The organism is Achromobacter semiaridum, from assembly GCF_053543755.1.
In genome coordinates this window covers 28,127-42,094 of the sequence record NZ_JBLVOL010000016.1, presented here as the reverse complement: position 1 = coordinate 42,094, position 13,968 = coordinate 28,127, and the positions used below count along the sequence as shown (strand labels likewise).

The 13,968-nt window shown below is 64.9% G+C and carries 11 protein-coding genes and 2 pseudogenes; 6 read left to right on the top strand and 7 right to left on the bottom strand.

Annotated elements, in window-relative coordinates; translation table 11 throughout:
• Window positions 1-35: 35 nt before the first annotated feature.
• Window positions 36-494: an HU family DNA-binding protein gene (locus tag ACNPP0_RS05125; RefSeq protein ID WP_046807265.1), complete on the bottom strand. Its 459-nt coding sequence runs from the start codon at window positions 492-494 to the stop codon at window positions 36-38.
• 288 nt (window positions 495-782) lie between these two features.
• On the opposite strand from ACNPP0_RS05125, the gene ACNPP0_RS05120 reads away from it, so the two are divergent.
• From ACNPP0_RS05120 to ACNPP0_RS05105, 4 genes and pseudogenes are all read left to right on the top strand, one after another.
• Complete coding sequence (locus ACNPP0_RS05120) at window positions 783-1,943, top strand: D-alanyl-D-alanine carboxypeptidase family protein (protein ID WP_332611480.1); 1,161 nt, start codon at window positions 783-785, stop codon at window positions 1,941-1,943.
• A gap of 28 nt (window positions 1,944-1,971) precedes the next feature.
• The gene (locus tag ACNPP0_RS05115; protein WP_448705184.1) at window positions 1,972-2,520 is read left to right on the top strand and encodes a hemerythrin domain-containing protein; all 549 of its coding nucleotides are present in this window, start codon (window positions 1,972-1,974) and stop codon (window positions 2,518-2,520) included.
• A gap of 115 nt (window positions 2,521-2,635) precedes the next feature.
• A pseudogene (locus ACNPP0_RS05110) lies at window positions 2,636-3,128 on the top strand (isocitrate lyase/phosphoenolpyruvate mutase family protein).
• Window positions 3,129-3,246: 118 nt separating this feature from the next.
• A complete protein-coding gene (locus tag ACNPP0_RS05105; protein ID WP_448705183.1) occupies window positions 3,247-5,052 on the top strand; it encodes a SulP family inorganic anion transporter in 1,806 nt (601 codons plus the stop codon).
• On the opposite strand, the gene ACNPP0_RS05100 is transcribed toward ACNPP0_RS05105, so the two are convergent.
• The 6 genes and pseudogenes from ACNPP0_RS05100 to ACNPP0_RS05075 form a co-directional block, all read right to left on the bottom strand.
• Window positions 5,028-5,789 carry an ABC transporter ATP-binding protein gene (locus ACNPP0_RS05100; RefSeq protein WP_332611484.1) on the bottom strand — a complete coding sequence of 254 codons (762 nt, stop codon included), beginning with the start codon at window positions 5,787-5,789 and terminating at the stop codon, window positions 5,028-5,030. The genes ACNPP0_RS05105 and ACNPP0_RS05100 overlap by 25 nt on opposite strands.
• Window positions 5,786-7,665 (bottom strand): annotated as a pseudogene (locus tag ACNPP0_RS05095) (ABC transporter permease). The gene ACNPP0_RS05100 and the pseudogene ACNPP0_RS05095 overlap by 4 nt, the downstream one beginning before the upstream one ends.
• On the bottom strand, window positions 7,665-8,894 hold the full coding sequence (locus ACNPP0_RS05090; protein ID WP_332611488.1) for an ABC transporter substrate-binding protein: 1,230 nt from the start codon (window positions 8,892-8,894) through the stop codon (window positions 7,665-7,667). Before ACNPP0_RS05090 ends, ACNPP0_RS05095 begins: the two are co-directional and overlap by 1 nt.
• 150 nt (window positions 8,895-9,044) lie before the next feature.
• Window positions 9,045-9,212, bottom strand: coding sequence for a 50S ribosomal protein L33 (gene rpmG, locus ACNPP0_RS05085; protein WP_003810296.1), 168 nt, complete (start codon window positions 9,210-9,212; stop codon window positions 9,045-9,047).
• Between the two features lie 37 nt (window positions 9,213-9,249).
• Window positions 9,250-9,486: a 50S ribosomal protein L28 gene (gene rpmB, locus ACNPP0_RS05080; protein WP_006385639.1), complete on the bottom strand. Its 237-nt coding sequence runs from the start codon at window positions 9,484-9,486 to the stop codon at window positions 9,250-9,252.
• A gap of 328 nt (window positions 9,487-9,814) precedes the next feature.
• Complete coding sequence (locus ACNPP0_RS05075; RefSeq protein WP_448705198.1) at window positions 9,815-10,963, bottom strand: Bcr/CflA family multidrug efflux MFS transporter; 1,149 nt, start codon at window positions 10,961-10,963, stop codon at window positions 9,815-9,817.
• A 205-nt stretch (window positions 10,964-11,168) separates the two neighbouring features.
• Between ACNPP0_RS05075 and ACNPP0_RS05070 the strand changes: the two genes are divergently transcribed.
• Window positions 11,169-12,464, top strand: coding sequence for a class I SAM-dependent methyltransferase (locus ACNPP0_RS05070; RefSeq protein ID WP_448705182.1), 1,296 nt, complete (start codon window positions 11,169-11,171; stop codon window positions 12,462-12,464).
• 478 nt (window positions 12,465-12,942) lie between these two features.
• The gene (locus tag ACNPP0_RS05065; protein WP_448705181.1) at window positions 12,943-13,944 is read left to right on the top strand and encodes an ABC transporter substrate-binding protein; all 1,002 of its coding nucleotides are present in this window, start codon (window positions 12,943-12,945) and stop codon (window positions 13,942-13,944) included.
• Window positions 13,945-13,968: the final 24 nt, after the last annotated feature.

Below are 13,968 nucleotides of genomic sequence, written 5' to 3'. Positions count from 1 at the left end.
CCCCCCTTTCCGGCTTGACCGGATGGTCGCGCGAATTACTGCGCGGCGTCCTTCAGCTTCTTGAGCGGGCGAACCTTCACCTTGACCGAAGCCGGCTTGGCGGGGAACCAGCGCTCAACGCCGGTGAACGGGTCCTTGCCGAAGCGCTTGGCCTTGGCGGGAACCTTCTGCACGGCAACCTTGAACAGGCCGGGCAGCGTGAATTCGCCGGCGCCTTTCTTGTCGACGGAACCCAGCACCGAGGTTTCCAGGCTGGCCAGCACGGCCTTGACAGCCTTGGCTTCAACGCCCGATTGCTCAACGATGTAAGCGACCAGCTGGGTCTTGTTCATTGCAGCCTTGATGGCCTTGGGTGCAGCAGCGACCTTCTTGGCGGCGACGGCCTTCTTAGCTGCGGGCTTCACAGCGGTCTTGGCGGCGGTTGCCTTCTTTGCAGGTGCCTTGACGGCGGTCTTGGTGACTTTCTTGGCAGGAGCTTTTGCTTTCGTGGCCATGGTCAAAATCCGTAGTTGAGGACATGGGGCAGCGCGCGCCGGGTATCGGCAATTAACGCCACGCGCCCGATGATAGCGGAAGACTAGCCGTTCCAGCGGTTTTCCGCCGGGATTTCAGCCGCTGTTTGTTGTTTTCCACGCAGAAAAGTGCTTCCTACAAGGGTTTCTTCAAAAAAAAGCCATCGCGCATTGGCTCGCGAGCGCGGCGTTGCGCGTCACTGAACCATCCGCGCATCCCGTGTTCCAATTGCGTCGCGAAAAACAAAAGCATGGATTCCAAGCACCCCTATGTTGATGAAGAAATTGGCGGCGAGCCTGCTCGTCGCAACCGCATGCCTGTCCAACGCGCTGGCGCAGCCGATGCCAGAACCTGTGTTGTCGGCAAAGGCCTGGCTGTTGTTGGACGAAACCAGCGGGCAGGTGATCGCGTCGCACGCGGCCACCACCCGTATCGAGCCGGCGTCCTTGACCAAGATCATGACGGCCTACGTCGTGTTCGACGCCCTGAACAAGAAAGAGATAACCCCCAACCAGACCGTAGTCATCTCCACGCGCGCCTGGAAAGTGCCGGCGGGCAGTTCCAGGATGTTCCTGGAACCCGGCTCAAAAGTGACGGTGGACGATCTGCTGCGCGGCTTGATGATCCAGTCGGGCAATGACGCGGCCATTGCGCTGGCCGAGGCGGTGTCGGGCAGCGTGGAAGCCTTTGTGGCGCGCATGAATGACACGGCGGCAAAGCTTGGCCTGCACGCCACGCACTTCGCCAGCCCGCACGGCTTGCCCGATCCGGGCACGTATTCAACCGCCAGCGACCTGTCCATCCTGGCCACGCGCTTCATTCGCGACTACCCGCGGCTATACAAGACGTACGACTCCGCCAAGCAATTCACCTTCAACAAGATCACGCAGCCCAATCGCAACCGGCTGCTGTGGCTGGACCCCAGCGTGGACGGCCTGAAGACAGGGCACACCGATTCCGCGGGTTACTGCATTGTGGCGACGGCGCGGCGGCCCAATGGCGCCGACCAGCGCCGCCTGATCACGGTGGTGGTGGGCACGGCGTCCGACAAGCTGCGCACGCAGGAAAGCCGGCAGTTGCTGGAGTGGGGTTTTCAGGGTTTCAATACGATCAAGCTGTACGCGAGCGGCCAGGCCGTGGCCACGCCGGAAGTCTGGAAGGGCGAAAGCGACAGCCTGAAAGTCGGGTTTGCACGCGACGCCTACGTGACCGTGCCTGCCGGTGCCAAGGTCGAGCCGGTGTGGACGCCGGCGTCGCCGCTGGTAGCGCCGATTGCGGCGCAAGACACGGTGGGCGCGTTGCGTGTGCTGGTGGACGGCAAGCCCGCCATGCAATTTCCCGTGGTGGCGCTGGAGCCGGTCGCCGAGGCAGGATTCGCCGGCCGCGCCTGGGACAGCGTGCGACTGTGGTGGCGTGGCCATTCTGGTTGATGGCGCGGCAACATGCAGGAGGTGTGCGATGGTGGTGAGTTTTCCCGGAGGCCCGGCGCCCGCGCCCGGATCGGATGACCCATTGGCCCTGCTGTCGGCGTGCCACGGACGCATCGCGCGTCAGTGCGCCACGCTTGAACGCCTGGCCGCGCACCTGCCCGTGCATGGCAGCGACGACGCCGCGCAAACCGCCGCCGCCAGCGTGCGCCGGTATTTCGACACTGCGGCGGTGCACCATCACGAAGACGAAGAAGAAGACCTGTTCCCCGCTTTGATCGATTCCATGGCGGGCTCGGATGCGGGTTGCCTGCACGCATTGGTGCAGGGCTTGATGGACGACCATCGCCGCCTGGCGACGTTGTGGGCGCCGCTGCGCAAGGCCTTATCCGATATCGCGGCGGGTCAGCCGGCCGCCTTACCCGCCGAACAGGTCCGCGAATTCACGCAGGCCTATGCCGCGCATATCCAGCGCGAGGAAGACGAGTTGCTGCCCATGGCATCCCGGCTGATTTCGGACGATGCGCTGGCCGATCTCGGGCAGGCCATGGCGGGGCGCCGGGGCGGCGACGCGGGCTAAGCGGCGACGGCGTTCGACTGTCTTTCAGCCCCTGCGCCCTGAATTTGCGTTCAGAAAAATGGCGCTACCATGCGTCAAACCGGCGCGCTGGGCGCCGCCCCGACGACGCCACGCCATGAACCGCAACCTTCGTTTTCGCCAGAAACTGCAAGATTCCGCCTTGATGCACGCCATGTCGGCGCACAACCCCATGGCGGCGCGGCTGGCTGCGGATGCCGGTTTTGACGCCATCTGGGGCAGCGGCTTTGAGTTGTCCGCCAGCTATGCGGTGCCGGACGCCAGCATTCTTTCCTCGTCCGTGCACCTGGACATGATGCGCGCCATCGCCGCGACGGTGGGCGTGCCCGTCATTGCCGACATCGATACCGGTTTTGGCAACGCGATCAACGTGTCGTATATGGTGCCGCAGTACGAAGCGGCGGGCGTGTCGGCCGTGGTGATGGAAGACCATCCGCGCGGCGGTGGGCGCTATGCGCGATGTGTTCGCGCGCATCCGGCGCGACGGCGGCATACACGCGGTGGACGCCGATCTGCCGTCGGTCAAGGACATCATCGCGTTGCAGGGCGATGCGGCCATGCGCGAGCTTGAGCGGCGCTATCTGAAGTAATCGGCCGCGGCAATTTCCCGCATGCCCCTTGCGCGCATAGGCCGTTGCGCGCGCCCCAGCGAGGGATTACGCTAGACGGCTTTTGGCGCCCCGGAGGCACGATGGAGCAGGCGACACGATGACGCAAGCGGCAAGCAAACTGGCGAGCCGCCTGTTCGGTTCATGGGTGAACGAGGTCAGCCGCGTCACGTTGCGGGCGGACCTGTTCGCCGGCCTGCTGGGCGCGTTGCTGGTGCTGCCGCAAGGCGTGGCCTTTGCCACGCTGGCCGGGCTGCCGGCCGAATACGGGCTGTATTCGGCCATCGTGCCCTGTATCGTCGCGGCCTTGTTCGGATCGAGCCGCCACGTGATGTCGGGTCCGACCAATGCCAATTCGCTGGCTCTCTTCGCGGTGCTGACGCCGCTGGCCGTCGCGGGCAGCCCCGGCTACATCGAATTGGCGCTGGCCGTCACGGTGCTGGTGGGCGTGATGCAGTGGCTGGTGGGCGCGCTGCGCCTGGGGTCGCTGGCGCATTTCATTTCGCCATCGGCGCTGTTCGGGTTCACCAGCGGTGCCGCGTTGCTGATCGCGGTGCATGCCTTGAAAGACGGGCTGGGTGTGCCGTCGCCCGCGTCTCACGGGGCGGGCGCCTTGCTTGTCAGCGTGGGCACGCATCTGGATCAGGTGCATCCCGGCGCCATCCTGGTCACGCTGACCACGCTGGGCGTGGCGCTGCTGGTGCGGCGGCTGGACAAGCGCAAGCCTTACATGTTGCTGGGCCTGGTGGCTGGTTCTGTGGCGGCAGCGGCGTTCAATTCGTGGGTGGCCACGCGGGGCGGCGACCCGGTGTCCGTGGTGGGCGCCATCGCGCAGCCGTGGCCGCCGTTCCACGTGCCCAGCGTTGACTGGCGCGCCTTGCCCGACCTGATGAGCCTGGCCTTCGCGCTGACCATCGTGGCCCTGGCGCAATCGATCTCCATTGCCAAGGCGGTGGCCACCCGGTCGGGCCAGCGTATCGACGCCAACCGCGAATTCGTGGGGCAGGGGCTGTCGAACATCGTCGGTGGTTTCTTTTCCTGCTACCTGTCCTGCGGTTCGCTGAACCGGTCGATTCCCAATTTTGAAGCGGGCGCCAAGACGCCGCTGGCAGCGGTATTTTCGGCGGTACTGCTGGTGTTGCTGGTGGCCCTGTCCGCACCGCTGCTGGCCATGATTCCCAACGCCGCTATCTCAGGGCTGTTGTTGCTGGTGGCCTGGACATTGCTGGACATTCCCCGTTGGCGCCAATTGATCCGGATGCAACCGGGCGAATGTGCGATTGCCGCCGCCACGCTGGCCGCCACCGTCACCATCCGCATGGAAGTGGCCATTCTGCTGGGCACCGTGCTGTCGCTGATGGCGTACCTGCACCGCACCTCGCGCCCCGCCATGCGCACGATGGGCTTTGATTCGCGCGGGCCGGATCGGCGCTTCGTGGTGCTTGCGCACCAGCCGGACGCGCTGCCGGAATGCCCGCAATTGAAGTTGCTGCGCATGGAAGGATCCATCTACTTCGGTGCGGCGGCGCACGTGGCGCAGCGCCTGCACGAATTGCGCGAAGCCCCCGACGCGCCGCGCCATCTGCTGGTGATGGCCAAGAGCATGAACTTCATCGATCTGGCCGGCGCCGAGGTATGGGAAGACGAACTTGTTGCGCGGCGCGCGATGGGCGGTGACCTGTATTTCCACCGCCCCCGGCCCGAAGTGCTGGACATGTGGCGCCGAACGGGGTTCCTGGATCGGCTGGGGGCAGACCATATCTACCCGGACAAGGCGACCGCGCTGCGCGAAATCTACGCCAAGCTGGATCGCGGTATCTGTGCGGGCTGTCAGGCGCGGATATTCTGGGAATGCCAGACGCCCGCGCAAGCCCCGGCGGATCAGGGGGTTTCCGTACCCAGGTAGGCGGCGCGCACGCGTTCATCCGCCGCGATGACGGCGGGGGCGCCTTCGGCCAGCAGGGCCCCGCGCACCAGTACCGCGATGCGGTCGGCGTGTTTGAACACCACGTCCAGGCTGTGTTCCGTGAACAGCACGGCGATGCGCTGGGTGTCGGCCACCTCGCGCGTCAGCCGCATCAAGGCGTGCCGCTCGTTGGTGGCCATGCCCGCCGTGGGTTCATCCATCAACAGCAGCCGTGGTTGATGCGCCAGGGCCATGGCCAGTTCCACCCGCTTGACGTCGCCATAGGCCAGCGTGCCGCAATGCGCGTGGGCCTTGTCCGCCATGTGCACCTGCGCCAGCAGGTTCATGGCTTCGTCCCGCGCATGGCCGCCGGCGCGGCGCCAGGGGCTAAACAGCAGCCGGTCGCGCGCCAGCAGCGCGGTCTGCACGTTTTCGCACACCGTCATCGAACGAAATGTGGCAGCGGTCTGGAAGGTGCGGCCCACGCCCAGCCGGCAGATCTTGCCCGCCGACAGGCCGACCAATTCACGGCCACCCAGGCGCACGGATCCCGCGTCGGGCCGCAACTGGCCGCCCAGCGCGTTAAAACAGGTGGACTTGCCCGCGCCATTCGGCCCGATCAGCGCCAGCATCTGACCGGCGTCCAGCGTGAACGACACGCCCGCCAAGGCGTCGATCCCGCCAAAGGACTTGCGCAGGCCTTGCACCTGCAACAAGGGGGCGGTGGGGGGCGTCATGCGCGCCTCCGGTTCAGCCGCGCAGCGGCGCCCGCCAGACCGTCGGGAAATGCCATGACCAGCACAAGGATGGCCACGCCCAACACCGCGTGCCAGTACTCGGTGCTGCGCGCGGCAACGTCTTGCAGCCAGGTGTAGGCAGCGGCGCCAACCAGCGGCCCCGCCAGCGTTTGCAGGCCGCCCAGCAACACCATCACCAGCCCGTCTACCGACCGGCTGACCGCCAGCACGTCCGGCGCGATGCTGCCCTTGGAAAAGGCGTACAACGACCCGGCCAGCCCGGCAGCGAAGGACGCTGCGACAAAGCCCGCCCACTGTACGCGGCGGGTGTCCATGCCCAGCGCCTCGGCGCGCAGCGGCGAATCGCGCACGCCGCGCAGTGCATAGCCCAGCGGCGCAAACGCCAGCCGGCGCAGCCATGCGATGCCTGCCGCGCACAGCGCCAGCGTCACGTAATAGAACCAGGGGCCCTGCGTCAGCCACGCCGACGGCCATAGCCCGATCAGCCCGTTGCTGCCACCCGTGACGTCGTCCCACTGATAGGCCATCGCCCATAGGATTTGCGCCACGGCCAGCGTCAACATGGCCAGATACACGCCGGACAAGCGCACGCAGAACCAGCCGAACAACAGCGCTCCGAACGCCGCGGCGAAGGGGCCCAGCAACAGCGCGGCTTCCATGGGAATGGCGGCCAGCTTCAGCAGCAGGGCGGCCCCATACGCGCCCAGGCCAAACCAGGCGGCGTGGCCGAACGACGTCATGCCCGCCAGGCCGGTCAGAAAATGCAGGCTGGCGGCGAACAGGGCGGCGATCAGGATCTCCGTCATCAGGATGCCCAGATACGGCCAGTGCAGCGTGGCGACGGGCACCAGGGCCAGCAGCACCAGCAGCGTGCCGTAGGCGACCCGCAGGCGCGGGCCGGCAGGCGTGATCGGGCGTTCGGGCGCGCCGGCGTGGGACGAGGGGGCGGGCGGCTTCCCCAGCAGGCCCCAGGGGCGCACCACCAGCACGACCGCCATCACGGCAAATTCCGCCAGCAAAGTCAGTTTGGACAGGTTGAATACCCAGGGGCCGATGGCGACCTGGCCCAGGAATACGAAGACAGCCTTGACCGAGCAGATCAGCACCGCCGCCAGGAACGCGCCGGGAATCGAGCCCAGACCGCCCACTACCACCACGACAAAAGCGCTGGCGATGATTTCCAGGTCCAGGCCCAGCGTGGCCGGCACGCGCGGCGCGGCCAGCGCGCCGCCCAGCCCGGCCAGAAACGCGCCCAGCGTGAAGGCCGACGTAAACAGCCACGCCTGGTTCACGCCCAGGGCGGCCAGCATGTTGCGGTTTTCGGAGGCGGCGCGCAGCAGGCGGCCCCAGCGCGTGCGCATCAGCAGCAGCCACAGCAGCCCCAGCACGACGGGGCCGGCGGCGATCAGCAGCAGGTCATATTGCGGATAGCGCCGCCCCAGGATTTGCACGGCGCCGGACAGCCCGGGCGCGCGCGCGGCGAACAGGTCCTCGGGGCCCCAGATGGCCAGTGCCGCATCACCGATGATCAGCACCAGCGCAAACGTGGCCAGCAATTGAAAGAGTTCGGGCGCCCGGTACAGCCGCTTCAGCACACCAACCATTCGGCGGCCAGGCCGACCAGCCCCGTCACCAGCGCGGCCAGCAGCAGCCCCAGCCAATAAGCGGCGCCCGTGCCGAACCAGTTGGTGAAGGTCCACGCCAGGTACACGCCCAGCATGTAGAACGAGCCATGGGCGAAATTCACCACGCGGGTCACGCCGAAGATCAGCGATAAGCCCGCGGCCACCAGGAACAAGGCGCTGGCGTCCGCCAAGCCGTTAAGCAGCTGCGACAGCAGCCCCGACAGGCTCATCAGTCGGCGGGACGCATCTTGCGCACCTGTTCATCGGGCGGCTGCAAGCGCGCGCCGTCGATGTAGGCGAAGTCTTTCATGACGCCCTTGCCGTCTTCCAGCGTCGTGACGCCCACGTAGACGCCCATCGTCGATTGGTGGTCGATCTTGCGGTAGTGGATCGGCCCGTAGGGCGTGTCCACTTTCAGGCCGCCAAACGCGTCCACCAGCTTTTCCGTATCAACGGCGCCGGCGGCTTTGAGCCCCTGGGCGATCGACATCAAGGAGGCATAACCGACCACCGAGCCGACCTTGGGCGTTTCGTTGTAGCGCTTCTTGTAGGCGTCCACGAAGGCGGTATTGGCGGGGGTGTCGATGGCATACCAGGGGTAGCCGGTCACGATCCAGCCGGCGGGCGTGTCGGCGCCCAAGGGCTCCAGGTATTCCGGTTCACCCGACAGCACGGACACCACCGGCACGTTCTCGAACAAGCCGCGCGTATTGCCTTCGCGCACAAACCGCGTCAGGTCGGCGGCGAACAACACGTTGAAAATGGCGTCGGGCTTGGCGTCGGCCAGGGCCTGCACCACCGCGCCGGCGTCCACCTTGCCCAGCGGCACGGCCTGTTCCGCCACGAATTCCACATCGGACTGGAACGACTTCATCATGGCCTTGAAGGTGGCCACGGCGGATTGCCCGTATTCGTAATTGGGGTAGACGATGGCCCAGCGTTTCTTGCGCAATGCCAGGGCCTTGGGCGCAAGGGCCGCCACGTGCATCCACGTGGACGGGCGCAGGCGCCACGTGTAGCGGTTGCCTTCTTGCCAGGTGATCTTGTCGGTCAGCGGCTCGGCGGCCAGAAAAAACACCCGCTGTTGCTTGGCGAAGTCCGTCAGCGCCAGGCCGGTGTTGGACAGAAAGCCGCCGAAGATCAGCTCGACCTTTTCGCGGGCAATGAGCTCCTGCGCGGCGCGCACGGAATCGCCCGGGTTGCCGTTGTCGTCGCGCGAAATCACTTCCAGCTTCCGGCCCAACACGCCGCCGGCGGCGTTGACCTCTTCCACTGCCAGCTGCCAGCCCTTTTTGTACGGGCCCAGAAAGGCGGGAATGGCCTTGTAGCTGTTGATCTCGCCGATGCGTATCGGCGGTTCCTTGTCCTTGGCGGAGGCGGCGCCAACGGGCGTCAGTGCCAGGGCCAGGAGTGCGGGCGCCAGCGCGCGGCGCAGCAAAGTAAGGCAGGGACGAAGCATGGCGGATATCGCAGGCAAGGGGTCGGGGCGGGGTTGCGGCCAATTGAAGCACGCCGCTTTGCCGCGCGGCAATAATAAAAAACGCCTCGCGCCAACAAAAAAAGCCCCGCGATGGCGGGGCTTTTTCACTAGCAGGGAAAACCGGCTGAATTACTTCAGCTTGGTTTCCTTGTAGTCAACGTGCTTGCGAGCGACCGGATCAAATTTCTTGATCAGCATCTTCTCGGGCATGTTGCGCTTGTTCTTGGTCGTCGTGTAGAAATGACCCGTGCCGGCAGTCGACTCGAGCTTGATCTTTTCGCGGATACCTTTGGCCATGTCGTGCTCCTAGTATGTAGATTGGCGGGTAGGCTGATTAAGCCAGTTCGCCGCGGGCACGCATTTCGGCCAGCACGGCGTCGATGCCGTTCTTGTCGATCGTGCGGATGGCCTTGGCCGAAACACGCAGGCGAACCCAGCGGTTTTCGCTTTCAACCCAGAACCGGCGCGATTGCAGGTTGGGCAGGAAGCGACGCTTGGTCTTGTTGTTCGCGTGCGAAACATTGTTGCCCACCATCGGGCCTTTGCCGGTCACTTGGCATACGCGTGCCATGGATGCACCTCTTTATGTCGTTCTTGTCGCGCATCGCTTGGGGGAGGTAGACAGGGTTTTAGCCGCCGGGCTGTTTGAGGCGCGCTGTGTTGCGTTGCGCTGCCTTGCCGGCCACCCAGTCTTAGTGGATGAGGGGCAAGTGGAACCTGCCCCGTGCTTATACCCGCTGCCTGCCATCCGCCGTGTACCTGGGTTTTTGCCAAAGTACCGAAATGCGCGGTTGGGGTCAGAGTGCTGAACTACAAAGCATAGTAGTCCCGCACGGGAAACTTCATGTGAAGACGTAGATTCTAATACGAAAAACGCAGGTAAATCAAGCGGCGGTGCGTCAGGCCGTGTGCGAACGCGCCACACGGCCCGAGATCCAGGACAGGCAGGCGCAGGTGGCCAGCGTGGTGGTCAGGGGAAGGGCGCTGTCCGTCTGCCAGGCACTGACCGCAAAGCCGGCCAATGCGCCGCAGGACAATTGCAGCGTCCCCAATAGCGCCGACGCCGCGCCCAGGCGCTTGCCTTGGTCCGACAAAGCCAGCGCGGCCGAATTCGGGTTCACGAAACCCTGGCTGCCCATGTAGCAGATCAGGCACACCATCAAGAGAGCCAACGTCATCCATCCGGCCAGCGTCAAGCCCACCGCGACCAGGCTGGCGGCGGCCAGCGACGTCAGCGCGCAGCGTTGCAATTGGCGGGGCTTGTAGGTGCGCAGCAGGCGGGCGCTGATCTGCGAGCAGACGATCAGCGACAACGCATTGGTGCCGAACAGCAGCCCGTAATACTGCGGCTGCACACCGTACAGCTCGATAAAGACGCGCGGCGAACCAATGATGTAGGCAAACATGCCGGCCTGGCCGAAGCCGCCGGCCAGGCTGTGCGCCATGAAGCCACGATGCCGGAACAGGTCGCGATAGTTGCGCAGGATGGTGCTCCAGCGCAGGGGCACCACGCGCTCGGGCGCCAGCGATTCCTTCATGATGCGGGCCACCGCCACCATCAACATCGCGCCGCCCGCCAGCATGATCCAGAACAGGCTGCGCCACGACGCGATAGCCAGCAACTGCCCGCCCGCCAGCGGCGCAAGAATCGGGGCCAGCCCCATGATCAACATCAGCAGCGACATCGCGCGCGCCGCCTCGTGGGTTTCATAGTGGTCGCGGATGACGGCGCGCGGGATCACGATACCGGCCGCGCCGCCCATGGCCTGCACCACGCGCCAGCCGGTCAGCGCTTCAACGGAACCCGACAGCGCGCAGCCCAGGGACGCCACCATGAACAGCGCCAGGCCCACCATCAGCGGCGGCTTGCGGCCGAAGCGGTCGGCCATCGGGCCGTAGAACACCTGGGCCAGCGCCAGCCCGATCAGGTAGGCGGCCAGCGTGCGTTCGACATCGCCACGCGGCACGCCCAGGTTTGCCGCGATGGTCGGGAACGCGGGCAAATACATATCGATGGCGAACGGACCGATCGCGGTCAGCGCGCCCATGAGAATGAGCCAGCCGGGCAGGCCGCTGCGGGAAACAGATGATGGGGACATGGTGATCGCGGTAAAACGCAGGGACAGGGCGCGCGTATCGGTTACCCGTCGGTTCTGCGCCAAGCCAGCGACTTTATCACGCGCCACCTGACAGGGAAATGTCATCGCTTTTCCGATAAAGTCCCCGGCGACCTGTCGTTTCAGAGGAGATGCCGTGAATCCTTTGCTGTCTGTCGTGGAACGCAAACTTCAAGCCCTGCCCGTGCCGGTGCAACTGGTGCTGCCCGACGGCGCGGTGGTGGGGCCGCCCGATCCGCGCGTGCGATTCGTCACGCATGACAAGGCCGCGCTGGCCCATCTGGCCGAAGGCGGCGTGGGCGTGCTGGGCCAGGACTACGTGGAAGGGCGCATCGATATCGAAGGCAATATGCGCGACGTCATGGCGGCCGCCTCGGCGTTGCTGCCGGGTTCGCCCGTGGAGGCCGCGCGCGGCGGCTGGCTGACCGAGCTGGTGCGCCGCGTGATGTCGGTGTGGCGCCATTCCATCGAGCGCGACGCCAAGCAGATCGAATTCCACTACGACCTGTCGGATGACTTCTATGCGCTGTGGCTGGACCCGCGCCGCGTGTATTCCTGCGCCTATTTCCGCACGCCCGACATGACGCTGGCGCAGGCCCAGGAGGCCAAGCTGGATCACATCTGCCGCAAGCTGCGGCTGCGCCCGGGCGAGCGCTTCCTGGATGTGGGCGCGGGTTGGGGCGGGCTGCTGTTGTGGGCAGCCGAACACTATGGCGTGGATGCCACCGGCATCACGCTGTCGCGCAACCAGCACGCCTATGTGACAAAGCTGATCGAGGCAAAGGGCTTGTCGGGCCGCGTGCGCATGTCGCTGCTGGACTACCGCAAGCTGGATGAGTCCGCGCCGTTCGACAAGATTGCGTCGGTGGGCATGTTCGAGCACGTGGGCCGCGCGCAACTGGACGGCTATTTCGCCAAGCTGCGCCGCCTGTTGCGACCCGGCGGGCTGATCATGAACCATGGCATTACCGCGGCGGGCGTCTACAACGCCGAACTGGGCAACGGCATGGGCGAATTCATCGAAAAGTACATCTTCCCGGGCGGTGAACTGACGCACATCAGCGTGGTCATGCAGGCGATGACCAATGGAGGCCTGGAAGAGGTGGACGTCGAAAACCTGCGCCCGCACTACGCCCGCACGCTGTGGGCATGGAGCGATGCGCTGGAAGCCCGGCTGCCCGAAGCGGCGCAGGTGCTGAAAGGGGAAGAGGGCGCGCGCTCGCTGCGCGCCTACCGCCTGTACCTGGCGGGCTGCGCCATGGCGTTCGAGCACGGCTGGATCGCGCTGCACCAGATATTGGGCCAACCGCCCGCCGTGGGGCGTTCCGACGAGCTGGACCACCCGGCGGACCTGGCCTACCCATGGCGGCGCGACTACATGTATGGCGACCCGGAAGCCCTGTCGGCTGACCAGAAGTTGAATTTAAGCTGAACGCAGCCTGAACAAGGTCCATCAAAAAGACGTCGGCGGCGGACCGGATCGCGGTTTCGGGGCTGTTGGAACGCGCTGTATGTACTGATAAGATCAAAATATTAACTAAATGTATCGTTCATTTGAAACCAATATTCCCCAGGGGAAATTCCCGAATCGCCCCGTATTGACAAGGGTAATCCCGTAGCTTTTCGGCCGCGAATGTATCTGACTTATTCAAGCTCGGGCTTGGGTAGCGCAGCAATTTCGTTTAAGATGCTGCCTTCTTCGTTCAGTTTTGTTCAATTTCTGTGGGTTTTCAAAAATCGTGTTTTTGAAACTCCTGTCTTGCAAGAACCCGCGCCTTTGCGGTTCTTCTTGTCGCTAGTGTCGGTTTGTATTGGCGGTTCTGCCCGTCTTCCGCACAACCCCCTTAGCTCCACGGCACTTCCGGGCCAGGCCCGGCGTGTGTCCTTGAACCTATGGAGGCAAAAAGCCAATGCGTTTTACCCCTGTCAAGACCCTGGCCGCCGCGGCCGTTCTGTTTGCATTCGCCGGCGCGGCCCAAGCCGCCGACGCCCCGCAATGTGAAATCAAGCGCCCGGTCAATTTCGGCGCCATGAACTGGGAATCCAATCTGGTTCTGGTCGATGTCGAACGTTTCATCATGGAAAAGGGCTACGGCTGCAAAACCGAAACCCTGCCGACGGAAACGCTGCCTGCCCTGGCCGCGCTGGAGCGCGGCGATCTGGATATCAATACCGAAATCTGGCTGAACAGCGTGGCGGACCCCTGGGAGCGCGCGCAAAAGACCGGCAAGGTCAAGCGCATCGGCGACCTCTACATGGGCGCCGAAGGCTGGTACATCCCCCGTTACACCGCTGAACGCCTGCCCGAACTGAAGTCGGCCGCCGACCTGCCCAAGTTCAAGGACGAATTCAAGGATCCGGAAGAACCCGGCAAGGGCCGTTTCTACGGCTGCCCGGCGGGCTGGGGTTGCGAAGTCACCAGCAACAACCTGTTCCACGCCTTGAAGCTGGATGACAGCTACACCCTGTACTCGCCCGGCACCGGCGCTGCGCAGAAAGCCGCGCTGATGTCGGCCTACAAGCGCAAGCAGAACGTGGTGTTCTATTACTGGTCGCCCACGCCGCTGGTTGGCGCGATGGATCTGGTCAAGCTCGACATGCCGCCTTACGATGCCGAAAAGCACAAGTGCCTGACGTCGTCCAAGTGCGCCAAGCCCGAGCCCAGCGCCTACCCGGATAACCCCGTCTTCACGGCGGTGAACACCAAGTTCTCGGAAGAAGCGCCCAAGCTGACCGAGTTCCTGTCCAAGGTGTCGGTGCCGCTGCCCGTCATCAACGAAACGCTGGCCCACATGGAAGAGTCCGGCGATGAATCCAACGCCGTGGCCAAGTGGTTCCTGAAGAACAAGCCCGACGTCTGGACCAAGTGGGTCCCGGCCGACGTCGCCGGGCGCGTCCAAAGCGCCCTGTAACCGTATCGGAAGTCGGCCCCCCGC

Bases quoted from the DNA above. Each gene is read 5' to 3' on its own strand.
- ACNPP0_RS05125 (WP_046807265.1), bottom strand. From the start codon at position 494: ATGGCCACGAAAGCAAAAGCTCCTGCCAAGAAAGTCACCAAGACCGCC.
- ACNPP0_RS05120 (WP_332611480.1), top strand. From the start codon at position 783: ATGTTGATGAAGAAATTGGCGGCGAGCCTGCTCGTCGCAACCGCATGC.
- ACNPP0_RS05115 (WP_448705184.1), top strand. From the start codon at position 1,972: ATGGTGGTGAGTTTTCCCGGAGGCCCGGCGCCCGCGCCCGGATCGGAT.
- ACNPP0_RS05105 (WP_448705183.1), top strand. From the start codon at position 3,247: ATGACGCAAGCGGCAAGCAAACTGGCGAGCCGCCTGTTCGGTTCATGG.
- ACNPP0_RS05100 (WP_332611484.1), bottom strand. From the start codon at position 5,789: ATGACGCCCCCCACCGCCCCCTTGTTGCAGGTGCAAGGCCTGCGCAAG.
- ACNPP0_RS05090 (WP_332611488.1), bottom strand. From the start codon at position 8,894: ATGCTTCGTCCCTGCCTTACTTTGCTGCGCCGCGCGCTGGCGCCCGCA.
- rpmG (WP_003810296.1), bottom strand. From the start codon at position 9,212: ATGGCCAAAGGTATCCGCGAAAAGATCAAGCTCGAGTCGACTGCCGGC.
- rpmB (WP_006385639.1), bottom strand. From the start codon at position 9,486: ATGGCACGCGTATGCCAAGTGACCGGCAAAGGCCCGATGGTGGGCAAC.
- ACNPP0_RS05075 (WP_448705198.1), bottom strand. From the start codon at position 10,963: ATGGGCGCGCTGACCGCGATCGGTCCGTTCGCCATCGATATGTATTTG.
- ACNPP0_RS05065 (WP_448705181.1), top strand. From the start codon at position 12,943: ATGCGTTTTACCCCTGTCAAGACCCTGGCCGCCGCGGCCGTTCTGTTT.